At 57.2% G+C, this 21,283-nt stretch carries 22 protein-coding genes; 10 read left to right on the top strand and 12 right to left on the bottom strand.

The features are described from left to right. Positions 1-29: 29 nt before the first annotated feature. The gene (locus ACRESJ_RS01485; RefSeq protein ID WP_431756298.1) at positions 30-515 is read right to left on the bottom strand and encodes a GNAT family N-acetyltransferase; all 486 of its coding nucleotides are present in this window, start codon (positions 513-515) and stop codon (positions 30-32) included. Positions 516-657: 142 nt separating this feature from the next. Between ACRESJ_RS01485 and ACRESJ_RS01480 the strand changes: the two genes are divergently transcribed. Genes ACRESJ_RS01480 through ACRESJ_RS01470 form a run of 3 tightly spaced genes read left to right on the top strand, consistent with a single transcriptional unit; the run spans position 658 to position 2,689 of the window. Continuing rightward, the gene (locus tag ACRESJ_RS01480; protein WP_431756297.1) at positions 658-1,083 is read left to right on the top strand and encodes a YybH family protein; all 426 of its coding nucleotides are present in this window, start codon (positions 658-660) and stop codon (positions 1,081-1,083) included. Between the two features lie 27 nt (positions 1,084-1,110). Then, positions 1,111-1,455 (top strand): YciI family protein, encoded by a 345-nt coding sequence (locus ACRESJ_RS01475; protein ID WP_431756296.1) that lies wholly within the window; start codon positions 1,111-1,113, stop codon positions 1,453-1,455. Between the two features lies 1 nt (position 1,456). Continuing rightward, positions 1,457-2,689: an RNA polymerase sigma factor gene (locus ACRESJ_RS01470; RefSeq protein WP_431756295.1), complete on the top strand. Its 1,233-nt coding sequence runs from the start codon at positions 1,457-1,459 to the stop codon at positions 2,687-2,689. A gap of 110 nt (positions 2,690-2,799) precedes the next feature. Here ACRESJ_RS01470 and ACRESJ_RS01465 read toward each other — a convergent pair whose 3' ends face one another. Further along, positions 2,800-3,654 carry a LysR family transcriptional regulator gene (locus ACRESJ_RS01465; RefSeq protein ID WP_431756294.1) on the bottom strand — a complete coding sequence of 285 codons (855 nt, stop codon included), beginning with the start codon at positions 3,652-3,654 and terminating at the stop codon, positions 2,800-2,802. 90 nt (positions 3,655-3,744) lie between these two features. On the opposite strand from ACRESJ_RS01465, the gene ACRESJ_RS01460 reads away from it, so the two are divergent. Continuing rightward, on the top strand, positions 3,745-4,173 hold the full coding sequence (locus tag ACRESJ_RS01460; RefSeq protein ID WP_431756293.1) for a multidrug/biocide efflux PACE transporter: 429 nt from the start codon (positions 3,745-3,747) through the stop codon (positions 4,171-4,173). 45 nt (positions 4,174-4,218) lie between these two features. Here ACRESJ_RS01460 and ACRESJ_RS01455 read toward each other — a convergent pair whose 3' ends face one another. Then, positions 4,219-5,832 (bottom strand): inorganic phosphate transporter, encoded by a 1,614-nt coding sequence (locus ACRESJ_RS01455; protein WP_431756292.1) that lies wholly within the window; start codon positions 5,830-5,832, stop codon positions 4,219-4,221. Between the two features lie 185 nt (positions 5,833-6,017). Continuing rightward, positions 6,018-7,040 carry a transporter gene (locus ACRESJ_RS01450; RefSeq protein WP_431756291.1) on the bottom strand — a complete coding sequence of 341 codons (1,023 nt, stop codon included), beginning with the start codon at positions 7,038-7,040 and terminating at the stop codon, positions 6,018-6,020. Between the two features lie 256 nt (positions 7,041-7,296). Here ACRESJ_RS01450 and ACRESJ_RS01445 point away from each other — a divergent pair, with 256 nt between their 5' ends. Beyond that, positions 7,297-8,922 carry a methyl-accepting chemotaxis protein gene (locus ACRESJ_RS01445; protein WP_431756290.1) on the top strand — a complete coding sequence of 542 codons (1,626 nt, stop codon included), beginning with the start codon at positions 7,297-7,299 and terminating at the stop codon, positions 8,920-8,922. A gap of 64 nt (positions 8,923-8,986) precedes the next feature. On the opposite strand, the gene ACRESJ_RS01440 is transcribed toward ACRESJ_RS01445, so the two are convergent. Together ACRESJ_RS01440 and ACRESJ_RS01435 are read right to left on the bottom strand one after the other, a co-directional pair. Then, on the bottom strand, positions 8,987-9,295 hold the full coding sequence (locus ACRESJ_RS01440; protein ID WP_431756289.1) for a PepSY domain-containing protein: 309 nt from the start codon (positions 9,293-9,295) through the stop codon (positions 8,987-8,989). A gap of 140 nt (positions 9,296-9,435) precedes the next feature. Further along, on the bottom strand, positions 9,436-10,569 hold the full coding sequence (locus ACRESJ_RS01435) for a glycerophosphodiester phosphodiesterase (RefSeq protein ID WP_431756288.1): 1,134 nt from the start codon (positions 10,567-10,569) through the stop codon (positions 9,436-9,438). A 236-nt stretch (positions 10,570-10,805) separates the two neighbouring features. Here ACRESJ_RS01435 and ACRESJ_RS01430 point away from each other — a divergent pair, with 236 nt between their 5' ends. Further along, entirely contained in the window at positions 10,806-11,132 is a 327-nt protein-coding gene (locus ACRESJ_RS01430; protein WP_431756287.1) for a DUF2025 family protein, read from the top strand. A 411-nt stretch (positions 11,133-11,543) separates the two neighbouring features. Further along, on the top strand, positions 11,544-12,602 hold the full coding sequence (locus ACRESJ_RS01425) for an MBL fold metallo-hydrolase (RefSeq protein ID WP_431756286.1): 1,059 nt from the start codon (positions 11,544-11,546) through the stop codon (positions 12,600-12,602). 22 nt (positions 12,603-12,624) lie between these two features. On the opposite strand, the gene ACRESJ_RS01420 is transcribed toward ACRESJ_RS01425, so the two are convergent. Together ACRESJ_RS01420 and ACRESJ_RS01415 are read right to left on the bottom strand one after the other, a co-directional pair. After that, on the bottom strand, positions 12,625-12,945 hold the full coding sequence (locus ACRESJ_RS01420) for a helix-turn-helix domain-containing protein (protein ID WP_431756285.1): 321 nt from the start codon (positions 12,943-12,945) through the stop codon (positions 12,625-12,627). A gap of 116 nt (positions 12,946-13,061) precedes the next feature. Further along, positions 13,062-13,379, bottom strand: coding sequence for an XRE family transcriptional regulator (locus ACRESJ_RS01415; RefSeq protein WP_431756284.1), 318 nt, complete (start codon positions 13,377-13,379; stop codon positions 13,062-13,064). 223 nt (positions 13,380-13,602) lie between these two features. On the opposite strand from ACRESJ_RS01415, the gene bglX reads away from it, so the two are divergent. From bglX to ACRESJ_RS01400, 3 genes are all read left to right on the top strand, one after another. Continuing rightward, positions 13,603-15,900, top strand: a complete 2,298-nt coding sequence (bglX, locus tag ACRESJ_RS01410; protein WP_431756283.1) for a beta-glucosidase BglX — start codon at positions 13,603-13,605, stop codon at positions 15,898-15,900. A 482-nt stretch (positions 15,901-16,382) separates the two neighbouring features. Continuing rightward, on the top strand, positions 16,383-16,739 hold the full coding sequence (locus tag ACRESJ_RS01405; RefSeq protein ID WP_431756282.1) for a hypothetical protein: 357 nt from the start codon (positions 16,383-16,385) through the stop codon (positions 16,737-16,739). Positions 16,740-16,783: 44 nt separating this feature from the next. Continuing rightward, entirely contained in the window at positions 16,784-17,479 is a 696-nt protein-coding gene (locus ACRESJ_RS01400; RefSeq protein WP_431756281.1) for a DUF6933 domain-containing protein, read from the top strand. A 26-nt stretch (positions 17,480-17,505) separates the two neighbouring features. Here the strand turns inward: ACRESJ_RS01400 and ACRESJ_RS01395 are convergent, their stop codons facing one another. From ACRESJ_RS01395 to ACRESJ_RS01380, 4 genes are all read right to left on the bottom strand, one after another. Further along, on the bottom strand, positions 17,506-18,468 hold the full coding sequence (locus tag ACRESJ_RS01395; RefSeq protein ID WP_431756280.1) for a hypothetical protein: 963 nt from the start codon (positions 18,466-18,468) through the stop codon (positions 17,506-17,508). 257 nt (positions 18,469-18,725) lie between these two features. After that, a complete protein-coding gene (locus tag ACRESJ_RS01390; RefSeq protein WP_431756279.1) occupies positions 18,726-19,448 on the bottom strand; it encodes an HNH endonuclease in 723 nt (240 codons plus the stop codon). Positions 19,449-19,564: 116 nt separating this feature from the next. Then, a complete protein-coding gene (locus tag ACRESJ_RS01385) occupies positions 19,565-20,098 on the bottom strand; it encodes a BRO-N domain-containing protein (protein ID WP_431756278.1) in 534 nt (177 codons plus the stop codon). 384 nt (positions 20,099-20,482) lie between these two features. Beyond that, a partial coding sequence (locus ACRESJ_RS01380; protein WP_431756277.1) for a ribonucleotide-diphosphate reductase subunit beta occupies positions 20,483-21,283 on the bottom strand: 801 nt, incomplete at its 5' end.

Genomic DNA, 21,283 nt, shown 5'->3' with positions numbered 1-21,283 from the left:
CTCCTACACACAGAGCCGGCTGTGTCAGGTCAGAAACGCATCCCCATCCGCCGCTCATACCCGATCCGCCCCTTGTATGCCTCGCCACTGTCGACAAAGCCATACTTGGCATACAGCCCAATCGCCGATTCATTGTCCGCATCCACCGACAATTCCAGCCCCCGGATCTCCGGCCAAGCCAAGCGCGCAGCTTCGGGCAGCGCTTGCAGGCAGGCCTTGCCATAGCCTTTGCCTTGAACCCGTTGGTCGACCTGCAAGGCATGCAGCGTGGCGCTATGCTCATCAGCCCAGGCAGGTAGAACCGGCGGGCGTTTGAGTAGCAGGAAAGCCACGGGAACGTTGTCTGCGAGCAGGGCAAATCCTTTGACGCCGGGGCCGGGTTTGGACAGCAAGGTGTGCAATGCACCGTGGATGTCACCGCAAAACCTGATTTGGTCCGGATGTACTTCAATGGCCTCGACCTGCTGGCGCTGCAGCGTATTCAGGCTTTCGTAAGGCACGAGTAGGGCTGTCACTGGAGTGTCCTTCTTCCAACGGAATTTGAGTCTCGGATTCTAGCGATTCCAGCCGTTTGGATTATTTTTATTTCACCTGTCGATTCGCCGGATCGCCAGACGACTAAGGGTGTCTTCACAATAAAAACCACGGAGAACCACCATGAGCGCAACCCACGAAATCCAGACCCTGATCGACACCTACCGCCAGGCGGTCGTCGCCAAGGATGTCGAGAAAATCATGAGCTTCTATGGCGACGACATCGTCTCCTATGACGCGGTCAAAGCCCTGCAATTTCGCGGCAAGGCCGCCTACCGTGCGCATTGGCAGGCCTGCATGGAAATGTGCGCCGGCCCGCACAAGTTCGATTTCGACCACATGAACATCGTGGCCGACGAACACATCGCCTTCGCCCACTGGCTGGCCCATTGCGGCGGCACCAACGACAAGGGAGAAACCCAGGCCTGCTGGATGCGCGTGACGGCCTGCTATCGGCGCGAAGCCGGACAATGGCGCATTGTCCACGAACACTGGTCGGCACCGTTCGACATGGAAAGCGGCTCGGCACTGTTCAATCTGGAGCCCTGAGTTGACCCCTTCGTTGAGGAGAGCGCGATGAAATATTTATGTCTGGTCTACAGCGATGAGCGTTTGCTGCATTCGCTGCCGGAAAGCCCCAAGGACGAAGAATGCATGGCCTATGCCGAGTCGATCCAGGGCAGTGGCCGGATGGTCGCCGCCGAGGCGCTGGAGTCGGTGCAGACGGCCACCACAGTGCGCATGCGCAACGGCAAGCTGTCGATCACCGACGGGCCGTTTGCCGAAACCAAGGAGCAACTGGCCGGCTTCTATCTGATCGATGCCAAGGATCTCAACGAAGCCATTCAGGTTGCCGGGGATATTCCGGCGGCGCGGGTCGGCAGTGTCGAAGTGCGCCCTGTGCGTCAGTTGAATGTCTGACATGCCTGAGTCAGTGCAAGCGCGGGTCGAGCAGGTCTATCGCCAGGAATCGCGACGGATTCTGGCGACCCTGATCCGACTGCTCGGCGATTTCGACCTCGCCGAAGAAGCCTTGCACGAGGCGTTCTTCGTCGCGGTCGAACGCTGGCAACGGGACGGCGTGCCGGACAATCCGCGCACCTGGCTGGTGTCGACCGGGCGCTTCAAGGCCATCGACGTTTTGCGGCGGCGCGCGCGTTTTGCGGCGTCCCGACCGCTACTGATCGCGCAGCTGGAGGAGCTGGAGCAGGCCGACTGGAGTGACGAAGACGTGGAAGACGATCGCTTGCGCCTGATCTTCACCTGCTGTCACCCTGCATTGGCGGCGGATGCCCAGGTGCCGTTGACCCTGCGGGAAGTCTGCGACCTCACCACAGAAGAAATCGCCCGGGCCTTTCTCTCGGCACCGGCCACCATCGCCCAGCGGATCGTGCGCGCCAAGGCAAAGATTCGCGACGCTAAAATCCCCTATCAGGTGCCCTCCCTGGCGGAGTTGCCCGAACGCCTCGACAGCGTATTGCGGGTGATCTATCTGGTGTTCAACGAGGGCTATTCGGCGTCCGGTGGCGCGCAAGTGACCCGCGAGGACCTGACCCGCGAAGCGATTCGCCTCGGGCGTTTATTGATGGAATTGCTGCCGGAGCCGGAAGTGATGGGGCTGCTGGCGTTGATGCTGTTGCATGAATCGCGGCGGGTGGCCCGGACCTCGGCAAACGGTGAGTTGATCTTGCTGGATGATCAGGACCGAACACTCTGGGACAGCGCGATGATTGCCGAAGGTTGCGCCCTGGTAGAGCAGGCGCTGAGTACCCGGCGATTTGGACCGTATTGCCTGCAAGCGGCAATTGCAGCCGTGCATGCCGAAGCGTCATCGGTGGATGAGACGGATTGGGTGCAGATCGTCGGCCTGTATGACGTGTTGCTGCGGGCAGTGCCGTCGCCGGTGATCGAGTTAAACCGGGCTGCGGCGATTTCCAAGCGGGATGGCCCGTTGGCGGGGCTGATTCTGGTGGATGGGATTCTGCGGCGCGGTGAGCTACTGGATTACCACTTGGCGCACTCGGCGCGGGCGGAGTTCTGTCGGCAGTTGGGTAGGGTGGAGCTTGCGCGGGCCGCATACATGCGGGCGTTGGAATTGACCCAGCAAGCGCCCGAGCGGCGGTTTATTGAAGGACGCCTCAAGGCTTTACAGTGAAGGTGTCCTCCTTGGCCTCATCGCGGGCAAGCCCGCTCCCACAGGTTCAATGAGCGCCGCATATCACTGTGGGAGCGGGCTTGCCCGCGATGAGGCCAGTGGCCACACCACTATTCCAACATCTTGCCCAACAACCAACTCCCCGCCGGCCCCGGCGGATTGAGCCGCGACCACAATGCATCCACATAAACAGTCTTAGGCCAGCCCCTCACCTGCAACTCCTGCAGCGTCCCCGGGCCAAAACGCTCAACCAGCCAGCGTGGCAACGGCGCCCAACCGAATCCACCCTGGGCCATTTCCAGCAGCATCAAGTAACTGGGCGCCGACCAGACGCGACCCTTCACCCGGCTTTCATAGGGATTGACGATAGTTGCCAGGCGCAATTCTCGGTGTTGTTGCAGTAGCGCCTGATCGACGTGTTCCACCGTCGCCAATGGGTGCGCAGGCGAAACGAACAAGGCGATTTCCGTGCGTTCGTCCACGGTCGAATTGACCAGGTCCGGAGGGTAGCTGTCTTGCATTTCGGCAAACGCAATCTGCGCCCGCCCGCTTTGCACCAGGGCCACCAGATCGTCGCATTCGGCGATCAGACATTCGAGCTCCAGGTCCGGATAGCGCTGCTCGAAGGCACTGAGTGACGCTTCGAAACGATCAGACTGGTAGGTGTCGGAAAGTGCCACCGTCAGCTTGGCCTCGACCCCTTGTGACAGTTGGCTGGCGGTCATTTCCAAACGGCTGGTGGCGGCGAGGATGTCTTCGGCGCGCTGCAACATCACGTGCCCGGCTGGGGTGAGCGTGGGTTTGCGGCTGCTGCGGTCGAACAGCGTCAGATTCAGGTCGATTTCCAGACTGGCCACCGCCGCGCTGATGGTCGACTGACTGCGACCCAGTTTGCGCGCTGCCGCGGAAAACGAGCCTTGGGTCGCCGCCTGGACGAACGCCTGCAACACCTCTTGGGAGGCCATGAACTATCGCCTTGATCGATGGTTATTGGTTATGAAGTATCGGCGTGATGGAGGATCATGGCAACCATCGTCACCCAAGGGAGTCAGGCCATGAGTGCCAACAAATCCATCACTGAGCGTATTTTCCAGGCCATCGGTTTCGAGTTGCTGGCCATCCTGATCTGTACCCCATTGCTGGCGTGGATCATGGACAAGCCGATGCTCGACATGGGCGTCGTAACCCTCGCCATGGCCGCGCTGGCACTGGCGTGGAACGTGGTTTTCAACGGGTATTTCGACCGGATGCTCAAGCGCTTCGCCATCGCGCACAACGCCTGGACTCGGGTGGTGCATGCGCTGTTGTTTGAAGGCGGACTGGTCGCCCTTGGCGTGCCGCTGATTGCGTGGTGGCTGAATATCAGCCTGTGGCAGGCGTTTTTGCTGGATATTGGTGTGCTGCTGTTTTTCCTGCCGTACACCTATATCTACCACCTGATGTACGACGTGGTGCGCGAGCGGGTAGTGGTGTGCAACGCATAACCCCTGTAGGAGCAGCCGGTCGACGCTCCTACAGGGAACGCGTCATCAGAAGATTTGGGTGAACAACCAGTAAAGGCTACCCGACAACAAAATCGCCGCTGGCAAGGTCAATACCCAGGCCATCAGCAAATTGCGGATGGTCTTCATCTGCAAGCCGCTGCCATTGGCGGCCATGGTACCGGCCACGCCCGACGACAACACATGCGTGGTCGACACCGGCAGGCCGAACATGTCGGCTGCGCCAATCGTCAGCATCGCCACCGTTTCTGCTGAAGCACCTTGGGCGTAAGTCAGGTGGGTCTTGCCGATCTTCTCACCCACCGTCACCACGATGCGTTTCCAGCCGACCATGGTGCCCAGCCCCAACGCAATCGCCACCGCGATCTTCACCCACAGCGGAATGAATCGTGTGGAACTGTCGATTTGTTGTTTGAACAACTGCAGCTTGCCGCTGGTGTCAGCGTCGAAGTTACCGACCTTGTTCTTGTCCATCAGGCGAATGGTTTCGCTGGTCAGGTACATGTCGTTACGTACGTTGCCCACGGCCTCGGCCGGAACTTTCGACAGCGATCCATAACCCTTGACCTCAGCGCCGATGCTGCCGGTCAGCGCAGCGAGTGCCGGCACCAACTGGGGAGTCGCTTCTTTGCTGCGCACGTACTCGGACAACACCGGACGCGGATCGGCCAGGGCCGGCTGCGGCGCCGCCTTGACCAACGCTTGCTGGGTGACTTCGGCCACGGCCGCGAACTGCAACGCCTGATCCGCTGGCATTGTGCGGTTCAGTGCGTAGGCCATCGGCAGTGTGCCTACCAAGATCAACATGATCAGGCCCATGCCTTTCTGCCCATCGTTGGAACCGTGGGCGAACGACACGCCGGTGCAGGTCAGGATCAACATGCCGCGAATCCACCAGGGCGGCGGCGTGTTGCCCTTCGGCTCTTTGTACAACGCACGATTTTTCACGAACGCACGCAGCGCCAGCAACAACAGCGCGGCGCAGCCGAAACCGACCAATGGCGACAGCAGCAATGCGTAACCGACTTTGGTGGCCTGCGCCCAATCCACACCGCTGGTGCCGTCGCGTCCGTGCATCAGGGCGTTGGCCACGCCGACACCGATGATCGAGCCGATCAAGGTGTGCGACGAAGACGCCGGCAAGCCCAGCCACCAGGTGCCGAGGTTCCACAGGATCGCAGCGATCAACAGCGCGAAGATCATCGCGAAACCGGCAGATGAGCCGACCTGCAGGATCAACTCCACCGGCAGCAAGGCGATGATGCCGAACGCCACCGCGCCACTGGACAGCAACACCCCGAGAAAATTGAAGAACCCGGACCAGACCACGGCGAAGTTCGGTGGTAGCGAATGGGTATAGATCACAGTCGCCACGGCGTTGGCGGTGTCGTGGAAGCCGTTGACGAACTCGAATCCCAGCGCGATCAGCAACGCCACACCCAGCAACAGAAACGGCGTCCAAGTGGTCACCACCGTGCCGACCTCATTCACGTCGCGCATCAGGCTATAGGCGGTGAACAGCAATCCAACGGCCAGCACCACGAAGAAAATCACGAAGGTGAGCGGGCCGGTTTTTTTATCCAGTTGCGGTCTACCACTAGCGACAGGCGCTCGAGCGGTGGAGAAAGAGGGCGTAGCCATACCGGGCATTCCTGAGGAGGAAAAGGGTGCCTGTCATGATCATTGCGAAATACTACAGGGAAGTTGTTCTGGATCAGTTTTTGCGGTTTTTGTGGTGCCGTTGGTCCACGAAAAAGATCGCAGCCTGCGGCAGCTCCTACACGGGATCGGGTGTAGGAGCTGCCGCAGGTTGCGATCTTTTGATCTTAATAATCGCGCCGCTTGCGAAACGCCCAACGCCCGGCAATCACGGTAAACGTCGCGACAAGCGCCACCAAAATCCAGAACCCTTCCGGGTCTTGGGAAAGCGGCACGCCACCGACGTTCATGCCGAAAAAACCGGCAATGATGTTGATCGGCAGCGCCAACACGGTCACCACCGTCAGGGTGAACAACGTACGGTTGCTTTGTTCGTTGAGGTTGGCGGCGATTTCTTCCTGCAACAGCTTGATGCGTTCACCCAGCGCGGTCAGGTCGTTGATGATCAGCGCAAACTCCTCGGTGGATTTGCGCAGCTCCTTGACGTCTTCCTTTTGCAGCCACGGCGGTGGGCGATTGAGCAGGCGCAGCAACGAACCTGGCTCCAGCGCCAACAAGCGTTGCAGGCGCACCAGCACCCGACGGTTGGAGCCTAATTCTGCGCGGTTGGTCGACAGCCGTGACGACAGCAGTTCATCTTCGATCTGATCCACGCTCTGGCTGGTCTTGCGCACAATCTGCGTCAGCACTTCGCCCTGGTCGCGCAGCAGATGCACCAGCAGTTCGAGTGGCGAGCGAAAGCACTCGCCGGCCTTCACTGAAGAACGCAACTTGTCCACTGAGTGCAGCGGTTGCAGGCGCGCGCTGATGATCAACCGACTGCGCGCGCATACCCACAGGGTCGAAACATCCGACGACACCATGCTGCTGAGGTTGAACACCACATCGTTGACCACCGCCAGCAACGCCGAGTCGACATGCTCGATGCGCGTCGAGCGCGAACCTTCATGCAGCGCCTCAAAAAACTCGTCGGGCAACTCCAGATGGCTTTTCATCCAGCGCTCGCACGCGGCATGGGCGAGGTTCAGGTGCAGCCACAGAAATTGCTCGTCGTCTTCCGGTTGCTGCAAACAGCGCAATGCCCTGACCGAGTCGATTTCCTGACCGCGCTCACCGGGGCGAAAACTGAACCCGTAGAGCAGGCCGAACAGATCCGGATCGCGATGGCTTTGATCGATGCTGTGGTTCATGAGAGTTCGCAAAGTGAGGCGCCTGTCGCAAGTTTTACAGGTTCACGTGAGCCGCATCATCGCAAGGCTGGATGACGTTTTTGTGACAGTTGGATAACAAAAATCTTTGCACTGCCGGTGGTCGGATTTGACTCAAGAACCGCTCTGGCACGCCGATCTCGCTTGGGTTAAGTTGCGCGCCCTCGGCCTTCAGCCAAGGTCGCGGACAGGGATGTCCGGACACCCTTCACGCCATTTCTGCCATGAGTATTTTTCGATGTTTTTGCAAAAGTCCTTGAGAGCACAAATTCTCGCCCTGCTGAGCGGCAGCCTGTTAGCGATGCTGGTGATCGCTTTGGCCAGTTTTCACTTTCTCTCCAGCGGCGTGCAGAGCTACGCCAACCTGATCGAAGGCCCGCTGCATACCTCGCAATTGATCGATGAAGCCAACCTGCAATTCAAGGTTCAGGTACAGGAGTGGAAAAACGTTCTGCTGCGCGGCAAGCAACCGGCCGACCTGAACAAGTACTGGACACAGTTCGAAGAACGCCAACGGGATGTGCAGGGCATTCTCGGTGAGCTGGCAGGACAGAAGGGCATCGAGCCGCAACTCAAGACCCGCATCGAGCGCTTGCGTGACGAGCATCGTCAGCTCGGCGCGGCGTATCAGAAGGGCCGTGATGCCTTCGTCGCGGCGGGTGGCGATCCGACGGCGGGCGATACCGCGGTCAAAGGCGTGGACCGTGCGACCAGCGACCAGATGAGCGAACTGGTCAGCGAGTTGCGCAAGCAGGGTGTCGAGCAATCGAAGTTGATCAGCGCCCAAGCGGATCGCACCGTATTGCTGGGGATCATCGTGATGTTGGCTTCGGGTCTGTTGGTCGGCCTGCTGAGCTTGTGGCTGGTGAACCGCAATCTGGTCGAACCGATTCGTCGACTGATCGAATACGTGGCGCAACTCAGCCAGGGCAAGTTTGCCGAGCGCGTGGCCAGCAACCGTCAGGACGAGCTGGGCAAACTGGCGATGGCCGCCAACACCCTGCGGGACTTTCTCGCCGAAACCTTCAGCCGCTTGCAGCGCAGCGCTTCGGATCTGGACAGTGCCAGCGGCGAGCTGAACTCGATCGCCACCTTGATGGCCGGCGGCACCAACGAGCAATTCAGCCGCACCGATCAGGTGGCCACGGCGATGAACGAAATGTCTGCCACCGCCCAGGAAGTCGCCCGTCACGCTGCCGACGCCGCGCGCGCGGCTGACGATGCTGACCAGTCCGCGCAACAGGGCGAAAAAGTCATGCAGGGCACCATCCACACCATCACACAAATGCGTGGCGAAATCGCCAATACAGCGACGGTCATCCGTCAGTTGGAAACCGACAGCGGTCGCATCGGCAAGGTGCTGGAAGTAATTCGCGGCATCGCCGAGCAGACCAATCTGCTGGCGCTCAATGCCGCCATCGAGGCCGCCCGTGCCGGTGAAGCGGGGCGCGGTTTCGCGGTGGTGGCTGATGAAGTGCGCAGCCTGGCGCAGCGCACGGCGGCATCGATCATCGAGATCAACCAGATCATTCAAACCGTGCAAACCGGCGCCATCGATGCGGCGCAGGCGATAGAAAGCGGTCAGGCGCGCAGCGATGAAAGTGTCGAGCAAGTGACCCAGGCGGGCGCCATGCTGGAGCGCATCACCCTGGCCGTGGAAGCCATCCGCGACATGAACCGTCAGATTGCTACCGCCGCCGAAGAGCAGACTTCAGTGGCCGAGGACATCTCGCGCAACCTCACCGAAATCACCAGCATCGCCAGCACCAACCTGGACAACGTGCAACGCACGGAAGCGGCGAGCACCAATCTGCACGGGTTGTCGGGGGAATTGAACGAGGTGACGGCGCGCCTGAGCGCCTGATCAACCGTTCAGACGCAGAAAAGCCGCACGTTCCAAACCATCGTGCGGCTTTTTGCTGTGTGCATCAGTCGTCCTTTTTGTTCTTCAGGACTTCGCCGGTGGCAGCGTTCACATCCACGTCCCATTCAACACCTTGAGCGTCTTTGAGTTCGACTTCGTATTCATACAGGGTGGTGTGGTTGTCCAGGTCGCTGTCGGTAATCGTCGCGCCCGGATGCAGTTTCATCACGATCTGGTTCAGTTCTTCCAGCGGCTTGATCTTGCCGTCCTTGACCAGCTGAGGAATCTGGTCGACCGGCACATCCTTGGCCTGGGCCAAACCAGCGGTGAGGGTCAGGGTGGAAGCGGCGAACAAAGCAGTCAGAGTCTTCATCGGGGTCATTCCTTGGGTGAGCTGTTTAAGTGAACTCAGGTTAGCTTTCGTAACTTAATCCACCCTTAAAAGTCCCTTTGCCTTCCACTCGCTCCCTGTATGAGCAAGCTTGCTCGCGATGCAGTCGCCTCGGTTCCTGATCAATACCCATTGTTCTGTAGCACTTGCCCCACACTCGCCGCCGCCGGACGTTTATAGAATTTCAACAACTCGCTGGCGCGGTTAGTGAAGATACCGTCGACACCAGCGTCCATGACCTTCTGATAATCCACCGCATCGTCAATGGTGTAGACGTGCACCAACAGGCCCTGATCGTGGGTGTACTGGTTCATCCACGGTTTCACCATATCGGCATAACTCTGATCACCACCCTTGGTCAGTGCAGCCGAGGGGCCGGTGCCGATCGCGCCCTGGGCTTTGGCGTAATCGACCCAACGCTGGAATTCAGCTTTGTCTTTCGGCTGCTGTTGGGCGTAGTAAGCAGCTTTGTCCTTGGTACCTGAGTCGGCAAAGGTCACTTTGGAATTGGGTTCGATGTTGCCTTCGCCAACCCACAGCAACAGGATTTTTGGCACTTTCGGCATTTCTTTTTGCAGAAGTTCCAGGCTGCTTTTCTCGAAGGTTTGCAGGACCACCTTGCCTTTGCCCTGACCGACCGCCAGCTCGCTTTTCGCCAATTTCGAACCCGCCGGGCTCAGCCAGCCGCGGTCATGGAGTTTGTTCTTCAGGTCGCGTTCGATACCGGGAAACTGCTTCGGCTCTTTGGTTTCGATGTAAAGGCCCGGCTGGTGCAGCGGATTGCCCTGGGCGATGTCGATGATCTCATCGAGGGTCAGAATTTTCAGGCCGGCAAAGGAAGCGCGCGCGCGATCCGGGTAGGCGGCGTTGAACCAGCTGCCGGCATCCAGGGTTTTCAGCTCGGCCATGGTGAACGCATTAGCCGGGCTGTCCTTGCGCTCGGGGAATTTGCTGGCAACGTCGGTGGTGCGTTGCAGGTTGTTGTCGTGCAGGGCGAACAGCACGCCATCCTTGCTGCGTTGCAGGTCCAGCTCCAGGTAGTCGGCGCCGAGGTCGCGGGCCAGTTTGTAAGCGGCGCTGGTGGATTCCGGTGCATCGAAAGAGGCGCCACGGTGAGCGATCACCGCCGGGTGTGGAATGCCCAGGTGCGTGGCCAGTTGTGTAGGGCTTGGGGCGTTGGCGGCCTGGGCCTGAAATTGGATTTGGCCAAGCAACAAACTCAGCAACAGAGCGCTTTTGATGAAGGTTGCACGCATGTTCGAGGTCCTTTCGCGATGGTTTCAAAGACGTCCCTTTTAACAACTGAGTGTTGCCAGCGCTATCGCGAGACCGACATAAACGTGTGTATAGCTGAGTTTTCCAGCGCATTTGTGCGGCGCTTTGCAGTAGGCTTGGCGTCGCAAGTTTCCCCGGCAGAGGGAAGCCGCCATTGCCAGCCCTGCGTGTAAACCATCGATCACCGGTCGCTTTACGACCTTTTGTGAGGTTTACCATGCGCATCACTTCCCAGCTCATTTGCCAGGCTGCCGACCAGCTCAAAGGCTTCGTTGGCCTCAATCGCAAGACTGGACACTACATCGTCCGTTTCAGTGAGGACTCATTCGGCATGGATGTGTCTGACGACGGCATTATTCCCACCAGTGAATTTGTCTGGGCACCCGGCCCCGAGCAAGCCATGACCCTCAAACGACAGCTGATCCAGTTGCTGCTGGACCAGAACATCGACGACCGGATCAACATCACCGAGCCATTGCGGGTGTACATGAATAGGCAGGATGTGCCGGAGATTGCGGCGGTGCGCAGGTTGGTGCAGGGCTGAGATTTGTGGTGTCTGTCATGGCCTCATCGCGGGCAAGCCCGCTCCCACAGTTGACCGTGTTTCGTCAAACAACCGATAACCCTGTTGGAGCGGGCTTGCCCGCGAAGGCTACCTATCTAACACCGCCAAATCTAAAGCTTGAACTCATAATCCCGATCCATCAGTTGACCGTGTTTCTTCAAACAACCGACATCCCTGTGGGAGCGGGCTTGCCCGCGAAGGCTGCCTTAACAGCACCACGAATCTAGAGCTGGAACCCTCAATAACAGGTCCGGCTATCCCAAGGAGAGTAATATTCTGTTAATCCTGCCCGCCAAAAATAGAGTGTTCGGCTGATGCGTGCGTGCCTTGGCCAATAATCATTCCCAACGGAAGCCGTGAACCATGCGGTATTTCTGGAGTTATTCAGTGATGGCCAATACATCAACCCCGGCGAATAACGCATCCACCCCTCAAGCGTCCCTTCAGGCTCAGGGGCAATTCCAAAACCACAGACCGATCCCGCGTTTGAGCGTTGGCAAAACCTTGCGCATCCTGTGGAACGCGATGTTCCACAAGCCGCGCGACACTCGACCGACTGCTCCCGTCCCGGTGCAATCCCTGACACAAGCGGCGCTGATCGCTGCACCCAACCACAGCATCTATCGCCTCGGCCATTCCACAGTTTTGCTCAAGTTGCGGGACAAATTCTGGATCACCGACCCGGTCTTCGCCGAACGCGCCTCACCCGTGCAATGGGCCGGTCCCAAACGCTTTCACCAGCCGCCCATCAGCCTGGAAGATTTACCAGCGATTGAAGCCGTGATTCTTTCCCACGATCACTACGATCACCTGGACTATGAGGCCGTGCTGAAGCTCGCCGACAAGACCAGGCATTTCCTGACACCGCTGGGCGTCGGCGATACCTTGATCAAGTGGGGTGTCGACGCCAGCAAAGTCCGCGAACTGGACTGGTGGCAAGACACTGAAGTCGAAGGCCTCCAGTTTATCGCCACCCCGTCGCAACACTTTTCCGGCCGGGGCCTGTTCGATGGCAACAGCACCCTTTGGGCGTCGTGGGTAATCATCGACGGTGATACGCGAATCTTCTTCAGCGGCGACAGCGGCTACTTCGATGGCTTCAAACGCATCGGCGAACATCACGGCCCGTTCGACCTGACACTGATGGAAACCGGCGCCTACAACGTCGACTGGCCACACGTGCACATGCAACCTGAACAAACCCTGCAAGCCCACATCGACCTCAAGGGACGTTGGCTGCTGCCGATCCACAACGGCACTTTCGACCTGTCCACGCACGCCTGGTACGAGCCCTTCGACCGCATCCTGGCGTTGGCCTGGGACCGCAGTGTTTCGATCACCACACCGCAGATGGGCGAGGCTTTCAACCTGATGCATCCGCAACGCGGTGGTGCGTGGTGGTTGGCCATGGATGGGGAAAGCGAGCAGGCGGTGGTGCAGAACGTGTGAATTGAGGTCTGAACCACTCGACTTAGCTAAAAACCACTTCCAGTCGGCCCTCCTTACGTGATCGGGGGGCTGATTTGACTACGATTTGCACGTCGCGCCCGAGTAGCAACAGACATTCCATCATCTTGGCTTCGCTGATCCCTCGAAACTTTCCACGCAGCATCTCTGACAGCTTGGGTTGTGACAGCCCCAGGATTTCTGATGCCTGAACCTGGGTCAAATGGCGGGCCTTGATGATTTCACCAATTTTTGCGGCCAACTGGGATTTGACTCGCATTTCACTGGCATTGGGTGTTCCGAGGTCTTCGTATACGTTCCCGCTACTTTCTTCGATCTCAACCATTTTTTAATCCTTTCGCATAAATCGGGGCTTGGCTTCTGGGAAGAGAATGCACGTGCCGCGTTCTGATTTATGCGAAATATACCTATTTGGGAATAATCGTCAATCGATGCACAGCCTCACTCAACCATCGCAAAATCCGCCCGCCCCACAGGATTGGGCGTAGTCCCTCTCAAATTCATCCCTCGACCCGGTGCAAACCCGGGAAAGAACACCAACCCTTCCGATTCAAACCGATAAGCCAACGACAACCGTGTCACATCCAACACCTCCTGCTGCGCCTCGAAACGCTGGATGGCGTTCACCGAGACCCCGGATTCGCCAGACAGCATTTCCACACTCCAGCCCAGCATCGCTCGGGCCTGGGCGCAGTGGGTTGGGGTGAATTGAAAGAGGGCGATACGTTCCAGGGTGATTTTCATCGCTTGAGAGGCCATGGTGTGCTCCGTGCTCAAAAGTGTTGGTTCAAATATACTGTGTTTTTGTACAGTTGTTTTGGGCGCGGAGCAAACTGATTTTTCAGATCACAGCATTTCACCAGACGAGCGGTAGACGCTCGAAGCCGATGGCTAAAGTGAATCACACCTGTCATTTATGACAGTAGACGCTGTCTTGCGATTAGAGGACGCTGAGCACAACGACCCCTCGCGACGTAGACCTATGCGCAAAATTGCCTGGCTGATCCTCATGACTCTCTTGGCGAGTGGCCCTGTTCTGGCTCGCAGAGTTGCTGAGCAAACGCCGGCTTTCGCCAAAATCCATTTCATCGAAAACCTGCTGCAGCAGATGACGCTCGAAGAAAAAATCGGCCAGTTGAGATTGAACTGCGTCAGCCTGCAATCGCCTCGCAAGCAATTGCTGGAGGAAGCGGCCGCATCACGGGTTGGTGGCATCTTCTACGCGGTGGGCCGTGCCGATCTTCGTGAATTTCAGGATGCTGCCCTGCGCAGTCGCCTGAAAATCCCGCTGTTCTTCGCCTACGACGTGATCCACGGTCATCGCACCCTCTTTCCGATCGGCATCGGTCTTGCGTCCACCTGGGACACTGGCGCGATAACGGTCGCCGGCCGTATCGCCGCGCAGGAGGCCAGCGACGACGGCCTGGACATGGTGTTTTCGCCCATGGTCGACATCACCCGCGACCCACGCAGGGGCCGGGCTTCGGAAGGCTGGGGCGAAGATGCCTGGCTGTCGGCGCGCTTCACCGCGACCATGGTCGAGGCGTTGCAGGGCAGCAATCTGGGTGTCGCCGGCAACGTCATGGCCAGCGCCAAGCACTTCGCGCTGTACGGCGCCGCTGAAGGCGGACGTGATTACAACTCGGTGGATATGAGCCTGCCGCGTATGTATCAGGACTACCTGCCGCCATACCGCGCGGCGGTGAAGGCGGGTGTCGGCGCGATGATGCTGACTTACATCGCCATCAACGGGACGCCGGCCACCTCGAACACCTGGTTGATACGCGATCTGTTGCGCCGGCAATGGCGGTTCAAAGGGCTGATCATCAGCGACTTCAATGCCGTGGCCGATCTGGTCAGCCATGGTGTGGCCAGCAACGGCCGCGAGGCGGCGATGCTGGCGATCAAGGCCGGGCTCAACATGAGCATGTCCGACACGCTGTTTCGCGATGAGCTGCCCGGCCTGTTGCAATCGGGCGCGGTCTCGCAGGAAGAAGTCGACGATGCTGTCAGAGAAGTACTCGGCGCCAAGTACGACATGGGACTGTTTGCCGATCCCTACCTGCGCATCGGTGCCGCGAGCGATGACCCAGAAAACATCCTCGTCGAGAGTCGCCTCAATCGCGCCGAAGCCCGAGACGTCGCCCGCAAGAGTCTGGTGCTGCTGAAAAACCAGCGCAACGTTCTGCCCCTCGACAAATCCACCGCAATCGCCGTCGTCGGGCCGTTGGCCAAGAGCCGACTCGACATTTTAGGTAACTGGAGCTCCGTCGCTACAGCTGCCCAAGCGGTGTCGGTATACGACGGCATCGCCAACGCCCTCGACGCACCTGAGCGCTTGCTGTTCGCCCGAGGCGCTGACGTGACGGAAGATCCGCGCGTACTGGGCTACCTCAACGCTCCCGGTGCCAACCCCGCTGACGTGGAAGTGGACCCGCGCTCACCCACCAGCATGTTGCAGGAGGCGGTGGATGTCGCCCGCAAGGCCGACGTGGTCGTGGCGGTGGTGGGCGAGTCTCGCGGCATGTCCTACGAGGGCGCCAGTCGCTCCAGTTTGGGGCTACCCGGTTACCAGGCTCGATTGATTCAAGCGCTCAAAGCCACCGGAAAACCTTTGGTGCTGGTGCTGATGAATGGTCGCGCGCTGTCCATCGGCAAGGAACACGACATGGCCGACGCCGTACTCGAAACCTGGTACAGCGGCACCGAAGGCGGCAATGCCATCGCCGACGTCCTGTTCGGCGACTACAATCCGTCCGGCAAACTGCCCATCACTTTCCCACGCTCGGTGGGCCAGGTGCCTACTTACTACAACCACTTGAGCACCAACCGACCCTTCCAGCCCGATGAACCACGAGCGCAAACCTCACGCTACATCGATGAAGAAAATGGCCCGCTCTATCCATTCGGTTTCGGCCTGAGCTACACCCAATTCAGTGTCTCGCCCATCACCCTGAGCCGGCGCGGCCTCAAGCGCGGCGAAGTCCTGGGCGCCAGCGTGGTGGTGAAAAACACCGGCCAACGCGCCGGCGCCACCGTGGTGCAACTGTACATCCGCGACATCGCCGCCTCGATCAGCCGCCCGGTTAAAGAGCTCAAGCACTATCGAAAAATCATGTTGCAAGCCGGGGAAGAAAAAACCGTGCACTTCAACCTGATTGAGCAGGACCTCAAGTTCTACAACGCAAAACTGGAGTACGCGGCGGAGGTGGGGGAGTTCAGTGTGATGATCGGGCTGGATTCGCGGGATGTTAGGGAGGAGCGGTTTGAGTTGTTTTGAGGTGCCCGTCAAATCAACCAAACGCATACCTGTGGCGAGGGGGCTTGCCCTAATGCCGGTCAGTTATGGAACTGTAGGAGCGAGCTTGCTCGCGAAAAACCTTAACGATGACGCGAGCATCCTGAATGGTCAGCGTCTACAGGTTTTTCGCGAGCAATCGAGCGTCGACCGGCTGCTCCTACAGGTGATCACCATCGCTTAACTGACTGGCATTAGGGCTTGCCCAGGGTTTGCCCCCATTGGACTGCGCAGCAGTCTAAAAAAACTGCCACCGCTGCCATTCAACCACACCGTATTATCAGAATTCACGATTGCTGCACAGCCGAACGGGGGCAAGCCACCTCGCCACAATGTGCACGTCTCCAGTGCTATCTCTTCAATGACCGACGCTATAAAAATCTGCGCTTTCCGAGAATTGGTCCAATCGGTTTTTATGCGCAACAATCACTACATCCCGCTATCAATGGTGAGAGTAAAACGCCATGCAAATAGAAGAAAGCGATTGGAAGAAGTACAAGGATCTTTACAAACTCGCGCTCGAACGCCTTTGCCAGGGTGTGCTTGCCGATGCCGAAACCATCGCCCAGAATGACTCGCTTTCGGCCCACGCCAGGTATCTAACGCTTTATCGAATGGTCCAGCATCGAGAAAAAGACATTGCCCAGACATTTGATCGCTTCAGTCGCTCCGGTGCATTGATGTCTTTAAGCATGATGATCAAACACGATTTGCTGACCGACAAAGAACTGTCGGTGCTTAGTGAGGCTACGCAGCAAATGGTGATGGGCTTCGATCGCCGGCCCTACAAAATCAAGTGGGTTGCTGAGACTGACGCTTAGGGCTAACAGCCTCTCATCACCGACTATTCACCAGAGAATCAGGAATGTTGATCTTCAATTGCTCCGAAGCGGCCAGCAACTTCTTCAGCCGTGTGCACAAAGGCAAGAAAATTACTCCGGTGGAGAAGCCGCCATCACCTGTAATCGAGGACTATGAGAGCGGTGAATTCGTCGAACAATGGTTGGTTCATGCCACCACCGTGCAGCGCAAACATGTGCTGTACGTCATCCATGTGCAGACTCGTTATTGCATGATTTTCGCGGACGCGAAAAAGGCTGATGTTGATGGTTTTATCCAACGGTTCGCCGAGCGTTGGATAAACGGCGTCATGCAACATGCCGGGCAACACGACCTCCTTCGTTGGTTCAATGACGAAATCATTAGCGACCGGTTCGAGAAAACCTGGGACGAGTATGTTTTTTACAAACGCGGCCATCGCGGTGCGCAAAAACACATCAATGAGATCTCCTGGATATTTGAAGATTGTGTGGCTGAATATGGGACTCTGCCTTCGGATGAGTTCTCGGCTGGCCGCTTCGATGCAAATATGAACGACAATCTGCGAAGCAGCAAAGAACACAAAGACTATTTCTCCCCTGATGAGGAGATGATCGTTCACTGGTTGCGCCATTATGGCGGTTTGGACGATTCAGCGGTTCAGGCAGCACGTGAGCGGCGCACGGAAGTGAAACGTGAGATATGGGCGCTCGAAAGGCAACTTACCGATCAAGGAAAATAAGCAAGCTCGTACAGTGAGTCGCCTGCTTACCTATCGTTTAACCCCGGCGCCTCCCGCACAATAAAGTGATCCAGATTTTCAATATTGGCACTGAACACCCCGAACGTCTGCTCGGGGTTTTTCTTGCTCGGCACCTGCTTCAACTCCGGCGTCACACCATAAAAAAAGCAATACAACTCGGCCTTACTGTCGATGGCATGCTTGATCTCTTCCAGAAACGCCTTGCGCTTGCGATAGCCCTCGATCAGCTTCTTGCTCAAGTAAACATTGACCGAGTACGGCTTCTTCTCGAACCACACCTTCTTCTCGAAATCGATGCGAAAGCTCTGGGTGTAATCCTTGATCTCCTTGATCCTGCCCCAGTAAACCAGCCCCTTGTTGTCCTGCAGATATTCGATCTTCTTGAAGAACGATCCGTAACTGGCCGTGTGCTCACCGATCTTCAACGGCATACGCTTGAGCAGATCCTTGTCCTCGAAGTTCGAAACAAAACACTCCACGGGGTGGGCAAACACACTGGTCTTGTCCGGCGCCGATTCGCGACTCGGATGCTCCGCATCATCAGCCGCAGGCGCAGCCTTCGCCGCCTCTCGCCCATCCTCTCCCGCGACCGCAGGGCTCGACGGCTTACGCACATACTGACGCCGAGTCAGCAACAATTCCGATGGGAAATGTTCCTCACGCCCGTCATCCGTTTCCGCCTCCACACCCGACGCCGGCGTCTTGAGACTGACATAAGGACAATCCGCTACATGCCGCGTGCCGGGCGTGTTCTTGAAATGCGGGGTGCGAACGTAATTCACGTTCTTGGCGTTAAACGTCGTCAACACATTCGCCGCATCGAATGCTGAACGACAGACGTCGTTGGGGCATTGGAAGTGTTCCTTGGCGGAATCGAAGGCGATGGTCTCGTCGAAATTGAGATCGCGTACGTCGTAGATCGACAGTTTTTCGTCGAGGCTGAGGCAGTAGGCGAGGTCGAATTTCATGGGGGGCTCGGGTCCGTGAGTGGGAGGGCTATTAATAGCGAGAGGCGGGGCGGGTTGCACTGATTGTTTTCAGGGTGATGCAATACCTGTGGGAGCCAGCCTGCTGGCGATTGGTGGTATCGACTAAATCTCTGATCTCTGCATCAACACCGCAGCAACAAGGGTGGAGAAACTGCGCCAAAACCAACAAGAGCGGTCAGTCAGTCGGAGCAATTGATACGATTAATGACCGCTCCGCGGCCAAAAGGGGCAAAAGGTCAATTATTAGGCTTCTCTATTAATCCCTTAACCTTGCTGTAAAGCGACTTAGTGAAATCGTGTTTGTCGATTGAGTTATGGCAACGTCGATGACAGTTTGGGCAAAGAGCGACTGTGTTCCATGTGCTGTCAGCACCGCCATCTACAAGGTGTTTCACATGGTGGACTTCAAAAAAAGGCTCGTTCTTCTCGTTCAAGAACGGAGCAGGTTGACCACATCCTTCACAAATGCCTTGAGAGCGAGCTAATACCCATTTTTTCACACTGATTGCACGCGAAAGTCTCATCACCGTTGAACTGGTCCGCTTAGGGCTCAAGATACCTAATGGTGCGTCCCGCATGTGAGGTTGATGGGCATCAACTAACTGAAGTGACAAGGACGGTGTGGCCTGGCCTATGTTTTTGTGGAGCGCATCAGTGTCTTTCCTTGCGAGGATTTCTTTGATGCGTTTGATAACGCCGGTGCCAAGATTTTTTGCAGATACATAGCCTGTAATCCGCTTAAATCCCAATTGCTCCATAACCGTAGAGATGTTTTGCATACGGTATTCAACTGAAGAAGCGCTACGTTTGATCAACGGCCCTTCACGCAGGAGCTGGTTCTCTAATTTCTTTTTGAACGTCTGTCCGCTTTGTTCGAGACGTAGCATTTTCAGATAGGCATCGACGGAAGCTTCAAGCTCATCATCGCTCCAGCCGCTTCGTTCTTTTGCAGTATCCATACGATCGCCGAGGGTTGAACACCCTCGGACGATACTGAGTGGCCATCACGGCTGTCTACGAAAATTCCTACAGAAAAAAGCGACAAATCTTGCGGGGGATCCTACGTGCGCATCGCCTAACCCATCGAGCGCTTGGTCAACTGAATTGCCTGAGCGACTTTTCGCCACCAAGGTTTAGCCACAGTTGCCCGTTGTTGCGTTTGATCGTTCAACCAGTACGGCATGTCCCGCAACCGAATCCAGCCTTCATCTTGCCAGTGCAGCATGCTCAACGACATTTTCGGCCAATCCAACAAACTCAACATTGGTCGATCCGAATTATCCGATGGCACTGCATCGCGTAAGGCCGGAACCACTTGCTGGGTAATCCACTCACGCAGCAAACGATTTCCCGGTACGTAGTGATAGACCAACAGCGCATACACACCAGACTCGCTAAGCATCAGCTGTTTTTCTGGCTGCCTGAAATACTCAATCCATAAAACGCGATGCTGATCCTTATCCAGCTTTCCGACAATGCGCTCACTCAAATGAACACCCATCAAACGGCCGATATCGCGCGCACTGAACCATGGCTGGTTTTCCAGTAGAAGGGCATGAAGGGAGAGGTTATGGCGGGTGAACACTGTCGGGTCGAAGGGCTCTTGCATGGGCGATCGTTTTGGAGCTTTAGCAGGCATTTCCATTACCTCTACGTGCGAAGTGGAAGAGGGCCGGAACCCGACGTAGAGGATGTAAGAAATCCCAACAAACTATTCTTTCTACACATTGCGCATTTATAGCTGAAACCAGCATGCGTTCGATGTGATGAAGTCAGTTTCTACGTTGGGCGTTTCTTAGGCACCTGCACAGAGCTTAGGGTTGCCTGAGTTGGTTCTCAATACGGAGCGTTCTGGAGTTTCTGTAGGAGGTTTAGCTATGGGGGGCGTATGCGAGTAGGCATTTTCCTACCCAATAAAAAGCCCCGAACAGATCGGGGCTCTTATAGGTTTGATTTGACGATTTAACCCGTCAAACCACGGCTAACTCAGGAATCAATCCCAGCTCAGCGCCCCACCAGTCTGATACTCAATTACCCGAGTCTCAAAGAAATTCTTCTCTTTCTTCAAGTCCATAATCTCGCTCATCCAAGGGAACGGGTTAGTGGTCCCTGGGTACTCTTCTTTCAAACCAATCTGCGAAAGACGACGGTTAGCGATGAACTTGAGGTAGTCCTCCATCATCGCTGCGTTCATGCCCAACACGCCGCGAGGCATGGTGTCGCGGGCGTATTCGATCTCCAGCTGAGTGCCCTGCAGAATCATCTGCGAAGCTTCTTCCTTCATTTCGGCATCCCACAGGTGTGGGTTTTCGATTTTGATCTGGTTGATCACGTCGATGCCGAAGTTCAGGTGCATGGATTCGTCGCGCAGGATGTATTGGAACTGCTCGGCGACGCCGGTCATTTTGTTGCGGCGGCCCATGGAGAGGATTTGGGTGAAGCCGCAGTAGAAGAAGATGCCTTCCAGAACGCAGTAGTAGGCGATCAGGTTGCGCAGCAGTTCTTTGTCGGTTTCGACGGTGCCGGTTTCGAACTTCGGATCGGAGATCGAACGGGTGTATTTCAGGCCCCAGGTGGCTTTTTTCGCGACCGATGGGATCTCGTGGTACATGTTGAAGATTTCGCCTTCATCCATGGCCAGCGATTCGATGCAGTACTGGTAGGCGTGGGTGTGGATCGCCTCTTCGAAAGCCTGGCGCAGGATGTACTGGCGGCATTCCGGGTTGGTGATCAGGCGGTACACGGCCAGGACCAGGTTGTTGGCAACCAGGGAGTCGGCGGTGGAGAAGAAGCC

Source organism: Pseudomonas sp., assembly GCF_050739655.1.
Lineage (GTDB): Bacteria > Pseudomonadota > Gammaproteobacteria > Pseudomonadales > Pseudomonadaceae > Aquipseudomonas.
This window is presented reverse-complemented; position numbering and strand designations above follow the sequence as displayed.

What these genes read in the sequence shown, in the direction of transcription:
- ACRESJ_RS01430 (WP_431756287.1), top strand. Translation starts at nt 10,806, where the DNA reads ATGCGCATCACTTCCCAGCTCATTTGCCAGGCTGCCGACCAGCTCAAA.
- ACRESJ_RS01470 (WP_431756295.1), top strand. Translation starts at nt 1,457, where the DNA reads ATGCCTGAGTCAGTGCAAGCGCGGGTCGAGCAGGTCTATCGCCAGGAA.
- ACRESJ_RS01460 (WP_431756293.1), top strand. Translation starts at nt 3,745, where the DNA reads ATGAGTGCCAACAAATCCATCACTGAGCGTATTTTCCAGGCCATCGGT.
- ACRESJ_RS01450 (WP_431756291.1), bottom strand. Translation starts at nt 7,040, where the DNA reads ATGAACCACAGCATCGATCAAAGCCATCGCGATCCGGATCTGTTCGGC.
- ACRESJ_RS01445 (WP_431756290.1), top strand. Translation starts at nt 7,297, where the DNA reads ATGTTTTTGCAAAAGTCCTTGAGAGCACAAATTCTCGCCCTGCTGAGC.
- ACRESJ_RS01400 (WP_431756281.1), top strand. Translation starts at nt 16,784, where the DNA reads ATGTTGATCTTCAATTGCTCCGAAGCGGCCAGCAACTTCTTCAGCCGT.
- ACRESJ_RS01395 (WP_431756280.1), bottom strand. Translation starts at nt 18,468, where the DNA reads ATGAAATTCGACCTCGCCTACTGCCTCAGCCTCGACGAAAAACTGTCG.
- ACRESJ_RS01440 (WP_431756289.1), bottom strand. Translation starts at nt 9,295, where the DNA reads ATGAAGACTCTGACTGCTTTGTTCGCCGCTTCCACCCTGACCCTCACC.
- bglX (WP_431756283.1), top strand. Translation starts at nt 13,603, where the DNA reads ATGCGCAAAATTGCCTGGCTGATCCTCATGACTCTCTTGGCGAGTGGC.
- ACRESJ_RS01415 (WP_431756284.1), bottom strand. Translation starts at nt 13,379, where the DNA reads ATGGCCTCTCAAGCGATGAAAATCACCCTGGAACGTATCGCCCTCTTT.
- ACRESJ_RS01455 (WP_431756292.1), bottom strand. Translation starts at nt 5,832, where the DNA reads ATGGCTACGCCCTCTTTCTCCACCGCTCGAGCGCCTGTCGCTAGTGGT.
- ACRESJ_RS01475 (WP_431756296.1), top strand. Translation starts at nt 1,111, where the DNA reads ATGAAATATTTATGTCTGGTCTACAGCGATGAGCGTTTGCTGCATTCG.
- ACRESJ_RS01435 (WP_431756288.1), bottom strand. Translation starts at nt 10,569, where the DNA reads ATGCGTGCAACCTTCATCAAAAGCGCTCTGTTGCTGAGTTTGTTGCTT.
- ACRESJ_RS01465 (WP_431756294.1), bottom strand. Translation starts at nt 3,654, where the DNA reads ATGGCCTCCCAAGAGGTGTTGCAGGCGTTCGTCCAGGCGGCGACCCAA.
- ACRESJ_RS01405 (WP_431756282.1), top strand. Translation starts at nt 16,383, where the DNA reads ATGCAAATAGAAGAAAGCGATTGGAAGAAGTACAAGGATCTTTACAAA.
- ACRESJ_RS01425 (WP_431756286.1), top strand. Translation starts at nt 11,544, where the DNA reads ATGGCCAATACATCAACCCCGGCGAATAACGCATCCACCCCTCAAGCG.
- ACRESJ_RS01385 (WP_431756278.1), bottom strand. Translation starts at nt 20,098, where the DNA reads ATGCAAGAGCCCTTCGACCCGACAGTGTTCACCCGCCATAACCTCTCC.
- ACRESJ_RS01480 (WP_431756297.1), top strand. Translation starts at nt 658, where the DNA reads ATGAGCGCAACCCACGAAATCCAGACCCTGATCGACACCTACCGCCAG.
- ACRESJ_RS01420 (WP_431756285.1), bottom strand. Translation starts at nt 12,945, where the DNA reads ATGGTTGAGATCGAAGAAAGTAGCGGGAACGTATACGAAGACCTCGGA.
- ACRESJ_RS01390 (WP_431756279.1), bottom strand. Translation starts at nt 19,448, where the DNA reads ATGGATACTGCAAAAGAACGAAGCGGCTGGAGCGATGATGAGCTTGAA.